Source organism: Thalassospira mesophila, from assembly GCF_002115755.1.
GTDB lineage: Bacteria > Pseudomonadota > Alphaproteobacteria > Rhodospirillales > Thalassospiraceae > Thalassospira > Thalassospira mesophila.
In genome coordinates this window covers 542,695-554,635 of sequence record NZ_JFKA01000002.1, presented here as the reverse complement: position 1 = coordinate 554,635, position 11,941 = coordinate 542,695, and the positions used below count along the sequence as shown (strand labels likewise).

Here is an 11,941-nt window from a genome sequence, read left to right as displayed (position 1 = left end):
GGCGAAACGACAGAACAGGTACTCAGACCGGTGCGACCACAGCCCGCAAACCGCCAGCCGGGCTAATTGGGCAATCCGACAAAATGATCGACCATGCGATTGGTAAACTCGATCAATTCGGTCATCATGTAGGGCAGCAATACCAGCAACGAGATAAAAATAACCAGAATTTTGGGCACGAAAGTCAGGGTCATTTCCTGAATTTGGGTCAAAGCCTGAAACAGGGCAATAATCAGACCCACGCCCAGTGCAATCAGCATGATCGGCCCGGACACCTTGATCAGGGTCCATACCGCATCATAGGCCACGTCCATAATCTCGGCCTGATTCATCGGAAAAAATGCTCCGTCCCGGTTATGCCGTCTGACGATGAGCGGAAAAACCGTTCATTGCGACCCTGTGTCCGTATTTCTTCATACAAGATCACCGCCGGTCACCGCCATGATTTTGTTTTGGCATGGTACCCGCGGATAAAGGAAGGAAAGAAAAACAAAACAACAAAAAAGCCGCATCAACGGTGCATTGCGCACATCATGCGGCCTCCCTGCAAAAATTGCCGACCCCAAAAAGGTCAGATCGGCATCCGCAAAATTTCCTGATAGGCCTGCAAGGCCTTGTCGCGCACACCAACAACTGTTTTCAGCGTCACTTCTGCCGCCGAAACCGCCGTAACCACTTCATGCAATTCGGCTTTGCCGACAATCGCCTTCTGGGTCATGGTTTCGCTGTTCATCATGGTATCGCGGGCATCAACCGCCGCATCGCGCACCATATCGGAAAAACTTTGCCCGGGATCGACGGCAGTGCCGTTATTTGCCCGGTCCGTAATCGTATCGGTTTTGCCATCTGCCACATTGCGGTAGGCAGAAATTGCATTCGCAAAGCTGTTATTGATCATGGCGCGGACTCCTTATCCTTACCGACCTACCTTAACGGATAATGTCCAGAGTCTGCAACAGCATGCTGCGCGAGGACTGTATCACATTGAGATTGGCTTCATAACTGCGCTGGGCTTCGCGCAGATCCATCATTTCGATCATCGGTTCAACATTCGGAGTCTGAACATAGCCCTGGGCATTTGCTGCCGGGTGGCCCGGTTCGTATTTCAGGCCAAAAGCCGATTTATCGGTATAAACCTTGTTAACCTTGACCAGATCAGCACCGGTTTCGCGGTCCATAACGTTTTTAAATGTCAGAATTTTGCGGCGATAAGGGTCTTTGCCCGCTTCGGTTGGCAAGCTGTCGGCATTGGCCATGTTTTCGGCCGCCACCCGCAAACGCGTGCCCTGTACCTTCATGCCAGCGGCGGAAATCTGAAATGCGCGATAAAGTTCCATGTCTTTTAATTCCTTTTAACGCAACAGCTTAGCTGGAACGACCAATGGCCGTTGTCATCATTTCAGTTTGCTTGGCATAAAGTCGGGTCATGGTTTGATAATCGATCCGGTTTTCGTTCATCTTGATCAGCTGTTCTTCAAGCACCACGGCGTTTTTGTCCGGGGCGACTTCGTAATTCTTGCGCACTTCCTCGGCCTTGAAGTTGCCCGGTTTGCGAAGGCCGGTCGCGTGGCCGGGCTCGGTCTGGGCCATGGCAAGAATGAACTGGCGATCATTGCCAACCGTAGAGGGGTTGAATTCCTTGAGATCTTCCGGGCGATAGTTCGGGGTATCGGAATTGGCGATGTTTTTGGCAATAACCTGCTGACGCTGGTTCAACCAATCCATCTTTTCCTTCATGTTCGCGAACATGCTGAGTTTGCCGATATCCATAAACCTTACCCTTTCGTTATCTGCCCCAGTATCCCGTCTGCTGGTAAAGCCCGGGTTAACGACTGTATTTTGTCTGTCCCCGTCGTCTCGGCCTTACCCGGTTTCCCGGAGCGATCATTCCACCGCATATCCCTTGCATATCCCGTGCCACAATCCTAAAAGGCAGGAATTGCTTTGCGCTGCATGCCCTCTGGACCAGAACGGCCAAAGCGGGCATAGTCATTCGACCCGAACCAGACGGGCCGTGACCCGATCAAAAAATCAGGACCGAACATGCTGTATCTGACCCGTAAAGTCGGCGACTCCGTTATCATTGATGACAATATTGAAGTCACCGTGGTCGAGGTTCGCGGGAAAACGGTAAAGCTGGGCTTTACGTTTCCGGAAAACATCCAGGTGCTGCGCCGCGAATTATATGACCGTATTCAGGACGAAAACCGTTCGGCAACGGCAAGTGTTGATTTCGCCCGCATCTTCAACAACCGCGCCGCCGAAAATGCCCCAGCCACCAGCACCGACACACCACCGGCCCAAAACCCGGCCCCCGACACCGCCGACAAAGCCGCCGATACCGGCCCCGATGGCGACGAGACACCAAACCGCTAAGACAGGCATTTTGGGCAGGCGGCCCCATATCACCCGCATTGCAGGGGCAACGGGCACCTTTTAACCGTGCGCCCGCCACGTGTTCCCTTTGTTTTTTGCCGCGCGCCAGAACTGTGATGCTGCGGCGAAAACGCAAAAACGACGATAAAGGGAACGAAGCATAACGGGATGGTGATGCACTATTTTCCCGTTAAATGCCGCGCAAAAACCGGACGGCAAGGATTTGTTGACCAAAGCCCCCCTATGATCGACCCTTCAATTGATGGATGCGAAAGACAACATCCTAATGGCCAAGATCCGTGATGGGCAGAAATGACCGGCAAAAAACACAGCGTTGACCTGCTGGCTGACCGCGACGGGGCAAACCCGGAAAAACTTGCCGCGCCGGGCCAGTCAGACCAGATCGCTGTCGCCTTGCGCTATTTGCAAGGTCGCGATAATGCCCCTGTGATGGCGGCCAAGGGCCAGGGCAGCGTTGCGGAACAGATTTTGCAAGTGGCCTTTGCCAAGGGGATCAAGGTCCGACAGGATGCTGATCTTGCCGAAATTCTGATGGCTGTTGATATCGACAGTGAAATTCCGCTGGAAGCTTTTGCCGCCGTCGCCGAAATATTGAACTATATTTACCGCATCAATCAGATCTATGGCTCGCAGGGTGGTCTTCATCGCCCTGAAAAAGATACCATTTCCGGGCCGTCAACAGATCATCGCAAGCAGGAACCGCCCCATGACGCTTGAACAGTTCAAACAGGATTTAAAGCGGGTTTTATCCCTGATCGCCACCAGCCAGCGCTTTCTTGAAGAAGGCAAGGTGGTTGAACTGGGGTCGCTTGAAACGCGCATAGCCGACCTTTGCGGCAATGCCAAGGGGCTTAGCGCACAAGAACGCAGTGAAGCAGCCCCTTTTCTGGCCGCCCTGCAAGCAGACCTGACGCAACTTGAAGACTCGATGCGTGTCGAACATGCCAGCCTGCAACGCCAACTTAAAGGCCTTAACAATTCCAATCAGGCGGTTAATGCCTATACCCAGACAGCCCGTAACCGCTAATCGCGGTAAGGGCGCGCAGTGCTGCGACCGTTGCCGGGTTACATCACGGCCAGCAGCCACCTGGCGGCACCAACACAGCAAGGCGTACCGCATATCGCCTTGTGGCTTGCGCACCGGGCGACAGTGGGATAATCCACAAAGATGGGTACCGGTCAATCCGGCGCGACCATCACAAAACAGGGGATAATCAGCCAGCGATGGATATGGAGTCATATTTCCGCTTTGTCGCGGCACTGGTCTTTGTGCTGGCGTTAATTGGCCTTATTGCCTTGCTGGCCCGGCGTTTTGTGCCCGGCGCCCGCACGGTGAACCGGGGCAAAAAGCGCAGGCTGGCCCTGATCGAGGTTTTGCCGCTTGATACTAAACGTCGGCTGGTCTTGCTGCGCCGCGATGATACCGAACATCTGATTGTGCTGGGGCCAAATGGCGATCTGGTGGTCGAACGCAACATTGGCACCACCTTTAACCAGCTTTTACCTGACGGGGATATTGCGCAAGGATCCGCTCAAAAATTGCACGGAAGGGACGCCGCGTCTGCCGGAACGATCAACAGCAATGTCGATGCCCCTAAAGACCGGGATGTTTTGCCATGATGTTTGCGCGCAAAAACACGACCCCGCCCCATAACCGAACCGCCCTTACATCTGCCGCCGCGTCCGTATCTGGACCAACGGGCAGGTTTTTGACCCTGCGCACGCTAAAACTGGCGGCTTTCTGGTCATTATTGCCATTGGTGGCCATTGTTTTTGGCGGCGATGTCGCCCATGCACAATCGTTTAATCTTGACCTTGGCGATGGCCCCGGCGTGACATCGACCGGGCGCATGATCCAGTTGCTTGGCCTGATCACGGTACTTAGTCTGGCGCCCGCCATTCTGGTCATGGTCACGTCATTTACCCGGATCATTGTCGTATTGGGTCTGTTACGTACCGCCCTTGGCATTCAGCAATCGCCGCCAAACCAGGTGATGGTCAGTCTGGCGCTGTTTTTAACCCTGTTTATCATGATGCCGACCATGGAACGGTCCTGGGACGAGGGATTGCAGCCCATGATCAATGGCGATATTGACGAATTTCAAGGCATGGACCGGGCGATCAAACCGGTTCATGATTTCATGATGACGCAGGTTCGCGACCGCGATCTGGAACTGTTTGTCAATATGGCCAAGGCCACCGTCACCAGCCCCGATGATGTGCCGTTGCGCGCGCTGATCCCGGCCTTCATGATCAGCGAATTGCGCCGTGCCTTTGAAATCGGCTTTTTGTTATTCATCCCGTTTCTGATCATCGACATGGTGGTCGCCAGCATCCTGATGTCGATGGGCATGATGATGCTGCCGCCAGTGGTTATTTCACTGCCGTTCAAGCTGATCTTTTTCGTGCTGGTCGATGGTTGGTACCTGATTTCGGGGTCGCTGGTGCAAAGTTTCGGTGCCAGTTAGAGCATAATCACCCTGTGCCTTATCGGTGTTCAAATCGTTGCTCTGGCGGGTTTTCAGGCACAAAAAAACAGGCTGTTTACGCCTGTTTTTTAATATTCCATCCATGTCGAATTATTCAACCGTGCGCAGACCCACATGCGCCCGGCGCGGTGCCGGATCACTGATAAACAACTGATCGGCACGGCGAATTTCGTCGATTGTCATGCGCGCCCGGACCGCGTCAAATTCGCGGTGGGCATGAGTGCTATGGGCCGGTGTTGCCATTTTAAGCCAGTAATAGGCCTGAACATTGTCCTGTTCGACGCCATTACCAATGGCATAAAGCCGCCCCAGTGCCGATTGGCCATTGGCCGACCCCTTGCGGGCGGCACGTTCATACCAGCCCGCAGCACGTTTCATATCAACCGGCACGCCAAGGCCGTGTTCATACATAACGCCGATCAAATGATAACCGCCAGGATGCCCAAGCTCGGCCAGATCCATTGCCAGATCCAGCGCCTTGCCATAATCAGGCTCGCGATGTTTGACCCCGAAGATCAGAATTTGCGTCATCTGATATTTGGCCGAAACATCGCCCTGATCGCATGCCAGCGACAACATTTGCCAGCCGCGATTAAACAGCTTCAGCTCGGAGCTGTGGCAGAAATACATTGCCAGATTGGCCTGGGCATAGGCATCGCCCTCGCCCGCGGCCAGTTCAAACCAGCTGATCGAGGCTTCAATATTGCGTTCTGCGCCAAGACCAACGCCAAAAGCATAGCCCAGCGCAGATGCGGCCTCGACACTGCCCGCCCGCGCCGCGCGCAAATTATATTCAAATGATTTTCCGGGATCGCGTTTAACGCCACGCCCTTCGAGATAAAGATAGGCCAGCACACTTGCCGCGGCGATGTCATTATGGTCACAGGCCGATTGCAGCAGTTTCACCGCCTTGCGATCATCCTGTTGCACGCCCCAGCCATTAAGGTAACACACACCCAGATTATAAGTCGCAACGGGTGATCCGCGGTCGGCGGCCTCGCGGAACCATTCGGCGGCCATATCGGCGTTTTCAGGCACGCCAAGCCCTTTGGCATAAAGATAGCCCAGATTGCTGGCCGATGTGCCCTGCCCGGACTGGGCTTCTTCGCGAAACCAGTAGGCTGCTTCGCGGTACCATTGCTGGCCTTCGCCCGAATCACGGCTCACGCCAATGCCCTTGCTGCGCATAAAGCCGTAACATACGGCGGCAAAGGCCCGGCTTTGACGGTGAATTTGATCAAGGATGCGGCGGGTGGCTGACTCATCGCGCGGCATACCGATGCCACGGAAGTTTTTCAGGGCAAGATTCAGCTGCGCGAAAATGTCGTGTTCGACATCAGCCTCATCGTAATAGACCATTTTAAGTGCGCGATCCATCTGCCCTCAGCTTACACACACTGGAAATACACGGTTAAAAGAATAAACAATTATTCGCAAAGCGCAACCACCTATTCTTACGGCTAATTTTGTCACGGCAAAAGCAGCCACAACACCATCGCCACAGCGCCCAAAGAAACGGCAGTGAAAAAGGCAGCCCTTCAAAGCTGTTTGCACGTCACGGCGGGGCGATCTTTTCATATCCCGCACGGAAACAGAGCCTTTGTTTTTAGGTACATCCGCGCGCATGCCCCGCCTGTCACAAAATTTATGCCAGGGATAAACGGCCCCGCCCGCACGGCACAGGCCAAAAATGCTGGCTCAGTTAATCGCGCTCAACTGGGTTTTTTCCAACTGGTCCCGATAGTTACCAAGAAATCCTTTGAAATCTTCGACTTCCTTAATCTCGTTTCCGATCGAGCGATAATCAATCAGGCCCCGGGTCGGTGACGATGTAATCAGCTCAAACCCCTTGGCGTAAGGCCCCTTTGACATCAAGGCCCCATAGCGCCGTTTAACCATGTCGAGTTCGCGTTCGCGCCCCGACATCGCCAGATTAATCGCCCAGTTCAAAACATATTGGGCGCGCTGGTCGCTAAATCCGTTTGCAATATTCCCCGGATCAGAACCCACCAGACGCTGGAAACTATCCGCCATCGCGCCGTAATTTTTTACTTTTCTGTATTGCTCGATTCGCAACAGCTCGGCTTCGGGGGTTAAATCATCGCCCAGCAGCGCCATCGCCTCGTCACCCTTGTCAAGGTCAAGCAAGGCGCGGGCCCGCAAATGCAACCGTTGCGTCACCAGATCATCGCCCAGTTCCGGGCTGTCACTGTCATCAAGCACATTGAGGGCGTCTTGCGGCTTGTGATCCAGCAGGTAAACCAGCGCCAGCCGCGCTGCCACCCGGGCCTTTTCATGGCCGGTCAGGCGAAAATCAATCTGATGGAGCAACAAATCCTCGGCCCGGCCAAACAGCTCGACACTAACCATCCGGTCGGCCAGACGGCGGATCAACTCGTCGCCCTTGTCGCCCGCCGGGGTTAATTCGCGAAACTCGTCATACAGGGCCACGGCCTTGATTGCCGAAATATTGTTTATGTCATCGCCGAGATACAGGTCTTCGAAGGTTTTATGCATTTTTTCGGTGATGGCAGGTGTTGACGGATGATTGGGGAAGAAAATTGCCGCCTGACGCAATGTTTTAAGGCCATCGCGGAAATGTTTTCCTTCGACCTGCAAATTGCCAAGGCGGCGCAAAACTGCCAGTTCAAAATCATCGCCCCGCCAGGCAAAGCGCAATTTTTCCAACTGGGTAATGGCGTCATCAACCGTCAGGCGTTTCAGCTTTAACAAAAGCTCGGTGCGGTCAAAAATGGCGTGCGCGCGTGCTTTGCGGTTATCGCCATTGGCGACCTGGTCCCAGGTGGCAATGGCCTGGTCAAACTGGCCAGCTTCCTGTTCGAACAGTCCTTTTAAATATTCAACATCCAGCAGCTTGTTTTTAGACGCTTCGGGGTCTTCAAGCATCTTGCTGACAACTTCCATCCCGGCCTTGGGGTTTTTCACAATCAGGGCCTGTTCTGCCGCCACCGGCCCCAACCGCATCAAAAGCTCGGTCGGGTATTTATCCAGCAGATGAATGGACTCCATCAAATCGCGCGCCCCTTCATTGGGCCGCCCGCGCGCCGCACTGTTCACCGCCCGCCACAATTTCACCTCGGTCAAATCGGCAAGGCGCGGATCGCTTAGCAGGCGTTCGGCTTCGTCATATTGGCCGTTCAAAAACTTTGCCGCCCCTTTCAGGGCGCGAAATTCGGATTTCTGACCAATCAGCGGGTCGTCCTGTTCCATCATTTCGATCATCGCATTGGCTTCCGGCCCCAAACCGTTGGCCATGTAAAACCGTGCCATATCCAGCCGGGCCTTGTTGCGATGTTCATCGCCACTTCGCACCACATCCCCCATCAGCGCGGTAATGGCGTCATTGTAATTATCCAGTCCGCCCCGGCGCCAGTCTTCAAGGTCGAAAATGCGCCCTGCATCAGTATCGCCCGTGCGTGCGCGCACCCCGGTTGCCGAGGCCAGCAACCGCGCCCCTTCGGGCGAGATGTTCAACCCGTTATCCGCCGTTACCACCACCGCCTCGCCCAACGGGGCTGGCGCAGCCGGGTCATTGATTTCGGTTTGTGCAGCGGGCGGGGCCCGATGCGAAACTTTCACCCGGTCGTTAACCGGGGCAACAACCACGCCTTGAAACGACGGCAAAACGTTAAATTCGGGATAATGTAACGGGGTTTCAATGCCGTAACCCGCCTGGGTTGTTGGCACCACACGCAGGCTATCGCCCACTTCGGGGTCATTAACTGTCATGGTGTCGCGGACACCGGTCAGGGGCACGGCCAATCTGGCGCGGGTTTCGCTGTCGAGTTCAATCGTCGGGCCCAGCCGTTCGACCGGCTGCAATATCCCCGCTTCCATCGATATCACCCAGCCACCAAGGTCGTCCTGCCGCGAGATCAAGCCCACCCCGTCAGGAATGGTCATGCGCACCAGCGTGCCATAGGGGCTTTCGAGCTGTTCGATCACCCCGACAATCTGGCTTGCTTCCTGGCGGACCCGGTCAAGGTCAAGCTCGGCGCGGGTATCAAAGGCAAACCATAAAAATCCTGCCCGATCCCAAATTGCCGCCCCGGTGGGCCGCCCGAACGGAAAGGTCAGTTCCAGCTTTGTCGCATCTTGCGTGACACCAACGGTGATCTTGCCAATGCTTTCAACCGGGGCCAACGCCTCGTTTGCCGCGCCGCCCGTGGTGGTATCACGTATTGCCGAGGTCAGTTGACGGGGTTTTCCGGTACTGTTTTCGGTGGCGGGTGTTTTTGGGCCTGTCGATGCACCGGCCGGGGCCGTTGGGGGCGTCACAGGCTGGGTTGCACCGGCGGCTTTTTGCCGGGCAGCCCCGTTTGGCGGGCCAGCAGATGTGTCATCCTCACCCTGGGGGGTGCCATCAACCCCCATCACATCGACGACAACCTTGGTGCCCGAGCGAAAATGGCGCAGCGTGCGCGCAGGATCGCTGCTGATGACAACATCAAGCGGGCGGGTTGCAGCCTGTGATACCGACACGCCACGCGGCAACCGCCGCGACGTTGCCACCTCGTCGATCTGGGCGGGGCTATCAAAAACGATATGGTTTTGGCCGTCGGCTCCGCTAACCTGGTAATTAACGGTTTTGGGCCAGTCAAAAACCAGCCGGTAAAATGTGGGATGGCGCCCGACCCGAATTTCCAACGTCGGCAGGCTGGCATCTGTGGGTGCGGCGCCCGGTGCGACCGGTGCAGGCGATGTCGGTGCGGCAGGGGCGGCAGAGGGAACCTGCGCACCGGACGTGCCGTTGCCCGGCCCGGCAGGCGACGTTTTCGACGTTTTCGACGGGGTCACGGGTGCAGGCGTGGCGGGTGCAGGCGTGGCGGGTTTGGATGCCGGACGCGGCAAAGCCCCCCCCGGTGATGCATTTCCCGGCTGTTGTGCGGGCGCAGGTGCCGTCACCCCGGCAGGCGCACCTTGTGCCGGCGCGGTTGGCGCAGGCGCGGCTTGGTCTGCTGGCGGCACCACAGGAGCCGGGGACGGAGATGGCGCGGCAGGCTGGGGAGCAGGCGCAGGAGTGGGTTCCGGGGCGGCTTTATCAAGAATATCAAGCACCACATTGGTGCCGACATTAAACGCGCGCACGTCAAAGTCATCGCGCAAAACAAAGGCAACTGTCCGGCCATCGGGATCGAAAAAAGCATCGCTGACATAGTCGGAAATCGGGTCAACCACCCCGCGCAAGGATGCGACCAACGGCTGGTCAAAGCGAACAACAAGCTGATTGCCGATAATTTCGGCGGTGTAATTCACCTGATGATCCCATTGCACCACAATGCGACCATACCCTTCGTGATTGCCCGAGCGCATGATGACCGGGCTTGCCGTTTGGGCATGCGCAACCGGCACCGTTTGCGCCGCGACCACCAAACCGGCAGTCGCCACGGCAACAGCCAGCAACAGTCGCGTTAACCCACATCGCATTCCTAAGAACCTCCCAGACCGCTCCCGCCGTGGGGTTCAATGACGATGTCAACACGTCGCGCCATCTCATAGCGCTTTTCTTCGTCACCTGTCCGCGGCAGTTCGTCGTATCTTGATGCCGCAAATCCGTAAATATTTATGTAATCCAGATAACCCGACCTTTTTAATTCATTGGCAACTTCGGCGGCACGCGCCAGCGACAGCTCCCAATTCGAGGTATAACGGCTTTGCGTGCTCACCGGGCGGGGGTCGGTATGCCCTTGAACACCCACACGATTACCAATGTTGGACAACACACCGCCCAGCACAAACAGGGCCTGACGGGCGTTTTGCGCCAGCTTTTCGCTACCGGGAACAAACATCACATCGCCCGGCAGGGAAATAATCAGTTTATCTGCGGTATGGCGTAACCGGGCATGCCCCAGCACGGGGTTATCGCGAATGGCCCCTTCAATCACCGAGCTTAAATAATCCAGGTTCATCGCCGGTTTGCGATACACACGGGGAATATTCATTTGTGCGGTCGGCTCATCGGTCGGTTCGACCGGGGCCGGGCGGATCGATTGGGAGAGCGAATCAACAACTTCGTCCCAGCGATCGACCTTCACACTCGACATTGCAAACAGCATGACAAAAAACGTCAGCAGCAGCGAAATCAAATCAGCCAGGCTAAGCATCCAGATCGGCGGGCCGGTGGGTTCATCTCTTTTGGGTTCGTCAAGCATCATCCGCCTCCCGGTGTTATCGAAGGTGCCGCCGGTTTTGCCGGGGCAACGGGAACCACGCCGGGCGAGGCCATGGGAAGCGGAATGGTCACGCTTGGCGCACTTGTACCCGTGCCGGTTTTGTTAAGCGGCGGTAGCGCAACAGAAGACGGAATAGCCTGTTGGGCGGCAGCAGCACGTTCAGCGGCCGCCTTGGCTTCGGCAGTCTGGTCCCAAAAGAAACGAAAGGTCACAATGAAAGGATCGGCACTGGGATCGATGCCAACATCGACCGCACGCGCCGGTGCGCCCTGGGCGATGACCGCACGGGCAAAGGCCCCGGCACGGGCGATTTCCAGGCTGTCTTCAACCGGAATGGTACCCTGCTTGCCCAGATTGCTGCCCAGCATCATTTCCATTTCATATTGCGCGCCCCCCGCTGTATTGGCCAAGGCCTGCGCCAGATTGGCAACAAATCCCTGCTGGCGTTCGCGGATGGTGCTTTTGGACGGATCAAAAAGCTGGTCGGTATGCATCATCACCTCCAGCAGTTTTCCCGGCTGAAGAACTTCGACACGGGCCACATTCAAAGGCGACTGAAACAGGTCTCCCAGTTTTTTCTGGGTTTCCTGTGCCGCCAGCAACGGGCCATCAACAGAGGTTACAGTATCGAGACTGGTGGTCGGGGGTAAAATAGAAGCAAAGGCCGATGACAGGCTTTGCTGCACCTTTTGGGCCTTTACCTCTTCATAGGTCGAGATGGTGTTTAACAGAATGAAAAAAGCCAGAAGCAAAAGATAAAGCGACAGAAACAACGCCGTTGTACCGCCGGTCACGGCACTTATGCGGCGCGGGGAATCTTCATCTTCTTCTGTCATACCCGTTCGTCATTTCGCCCAAAGG

The 11,941-nt window shown here is 55.9% G+C and carries 13 protein-coding genes; 5 read left to right on the top strand and 8 right to left on the bottom strand.

Features of this window, described 5'->3' with window-relative positions:
- Positions 1 to 62 precede the first annotated feature (62 nt).
- The 4 genes from fliQ to flgB all read right to left on the bottom strand — a co-directional run bounded on the left by fliQ (position 63) and on the right by flgB (position 1,770).
- Complete coding sequence (gene fliQ / locus TMES_RS06980) at positions 63 to 332, bottom strand: flagellar biosynthesis protein FliQ (RefSeq protein ID WP_085580804.1); 270 nt, start codon at positions 330 to 332, stop codon at positions 63 to 65.
- Positions 333 to 571: 239 nt separating this feature from the next.
- Positions 572 to 898: a flagellar hook-basal body complex protein FliE gene (gene fliE / locus TMES_RS06975; RefSeq protein WP_085580802.1), complete on the bottom strand. Its 327-nt coding sequence runs from the start codon at positions 896 to 898 to the stop codon at positions 572 to 574.
- Positions 899 to 929: 31 nt separating this feature from the next.
- Complete coding sequence (flgC, locus tag TMES_RS06970; protein ID WP_085580800.1) at positions 930 to 1,337, bottom strand: flagellar basal body rod protein FlgC; 408 nt, start codon at positions 1,335 to 1,337, stop codon at positions 930 to 932.
- Positions 1,338 to 1,365: 28 nt separating this feature from the next.
- The gene (gene flgB, locus TMES_RS06965) at positions 1,366 to 1,770 is read right to left on the bottom strand and encodes a flagellar basal body rod protein FlgB (RefSeq protein WP_085580798.1); all 405 of its coding nucleotides are present in this window, start codon (positions 1,768 to 1,770) and stop codon (positions 1,366 to 1,368) included.
- A gap of 273 nt (positions 1,771 to 2,043) precedes the next feature.
- On the opposite strand from flgB, the gene csrA reads away from it, so the two are divergent.
- The 5 genes from csrA (at position 2,044) to fliP (ending at position 4,865) form a co-directional block, all read left to right on the top strand.
- Positions 2,044 to 2,376, top strand: coding sequence for a carbon storage regulator CsrA (csrA, locus tag TMES_RS23300; protein WP_085580796.1), 333 nt, complete (start codon positions 2,044 to 2,046; stop codon positions 2,374 to 2,376).
- Positions 2,377 to 2,688: 312 nt separating this feature from the next.
- Complete coding sequence (locus TMES_RS06955; protein WP_085580794.1) at positions 2,689 to 3,114, top strand: EscU/YscU/HrcU family type III secretion system export apparatus switch protein; 426 nt, start codon at positions 2,689 to 2,691, stop codon at positions 3,112 to 3,114.
- Positions 3,104 to 3,424 (top strand): hypothetical protein, encoded by a 321-nt coding sequence (locus TMES_RS06950; protein ID WP_085580792.1) that lies wholly within the window; start codon positions 3,104 to 3,106, stop codon positions 3,422 to 3,424. Before TMES_RS06955 ends, TMES_RS06950 begins: the two co-directional genes overlap by 11 nt.
- A gap of 197 nt (positions 3,425 to 3,621) precedes the next feature.
- Entirely contained in the window at positions 3,622 to 4,017 is a 396-nt protein-coding gene (locus TMES_RS06945; protein ID WP_085580790.1) for a flagellar biosynthetic protein FliO, read from the top strand.
- Positions 4,014 to 4,865: a flagellar type III secretion system pore protein FliP gene (gene fliP / locus TMES_RS06940; RefSeq protein WP_245835242.1), complete on the top strand. Its 852-nt coding sequence runs from the start codon at positions 4,014 to 4,016 to the stop codon at positions 4,863 to 4,865. The genes TMES_RS06945 and fliP overlap by 4 nt, the downstream gene beginning before the upstream one ends.
- A gap of 111 nt (positions 4,866 to 4,976) precedes the next feature.
- On the opposite strand, the gene TMES_RS06935 is transcribed toward fliP, so the two are convergent.
- The 4 genes from TMES_RS06935 to TMES_RS06920 all read right to left on the bottom strand — a co-directional run bounded on the left by TMES_RS06935 (position 4,977) and on the right by TMES_RS06920 (position 11,916).
- Entirely contained in the window at positions 4,977 to 6,263 is a 1,287-nt protein-coding gene (locus TMES_RS06935; RefSeq protein ID WP_085580788.1) for an SEL1-like repeat protein, read from the bottom strand.
- 321 nt (positions 6,264 to 6,584) lie between these two features.
- Positions 6,585 to 10,334: a tetratricopeptide repeat protein gene (locus TMES_RS23295; RefSeq protein ID WP_085580786.1), complete on the bottom strand. Its 3,750-nt coding sequence runs from the start codon at positions 10,332 to 10,334 to the stop codon at positions 6,585 to 6,587.
- A gap of 2 nt (positions 10,335 to 10,336) precedes the next feature.
- On the bottom strand, positions 10,337 to 11,062 hold the full coding sequence (locus TMES_RS06925) for an OmpA/MotB family protein (protein WP_085580784.1): 726 nt from the start codon (positions 11,060 to 11,062) through the stop codon (positions 10,337 to 10,339).
- Positions 11,059 to 11,916 (bottom strand): hypothetical protein, encoded by an 858-nt coding sequence (locus tag TMES_RS06920; protein WP_085580782.1) that lies wholly within the window; start codon positions 11,914 to 11,916, stop codon positions 11,059 to 11,061. Before TMES_RS06920 ends, TMES_RS06925 begins: the two co-directional genes overlap by 4 nt.
- Positions 11,917 to 11,941 lie beyond the last annotated feature (25 nt).

Coding starts and splice junctions, on each gene's coding strand:
- fliQ (WP_085580804.1), bottom strand. CDS start 332: ATGAATCAGGCCGAGATTATGGACGTGGCCTATGATGCGGTATGGACC.
- fliE (WP_085580802.1), bottom strand. CDS start 898: ATGATCAATAACAGCTTTGCGAATGCAATTTCTGCCTACCGCAATGTG.
- flgC (WP_085580800.1), bottom strand. CDS start 1,337: ATGGAACTTTATCGCGCATTTCAGATTTCCGCCGCTGGCATGAAGGTA.
- flgB (WP_085580798.1), bottom strand. CDS start 1,770: ATGGATATCGGCAAACTCAGCATGTTCGCGAACATGAAGGAAAAGATG.
- csrA (WP_085580796.1), top strand. CDS start 2,044: ATGCTGTATCTGACCCGTAAAGTCGGCGACTCCGTTATCATTGATGAC.
- TMES_RS06955 (WP_085580794.1), top strand. CDS start 2,689: ATGACCGGCAAAAAACACAGCGTTGACCTGCTGGCTGACCGCGACGGG.
- TMES_RS06950 (WP_085580792.1), top strand. CDS start 3,104: ATGACGCTTGAACAGTTCAAACAGGATTTAAAGCGGGTTTTATCCCTG.
- TMES_RS06945 (WP_085580790.1), top strand. CDS start 3,622: ATGGATATGGAGTCATATTTCCGCTTTGTCGCGGCACTGGTCTTTGTG.
- fliP (WP_245835242.1), top strand. CDS start 4,014: ATGATGTTTGCGCGCAAAAACACGACCCCGCCCCATAACCGAACCGCC.
- TMES_RS06935 (WP_085580788.1), bottom strand. CDS start 6,263: ATGGATCGCGCACTTAAAATGGTCTATTACGATGAGGCTGATGTCGAA.
- TMES_RS23295 (WP_085580786.1), bottom strand. CDS start 10,334: ATGCGATGTGGGTTAACGCGACTGTTGCTGGCTGTTGCCGTGGCGACT.
- TMES_RS06925 (WP_085580784.1), bottom strand. CDS start 11,062: ATGATGCTTGACGAACCCAAAAGAGATGAACCCACCGGCCCGCCGATC.
- TMES_RS06920 (WP_085580782.1), bottom strand. CDS start 11,916: ATGACAGAAGAAGATGAAGATTCCCCGCGCCGCATAAGTGCCGTGACC.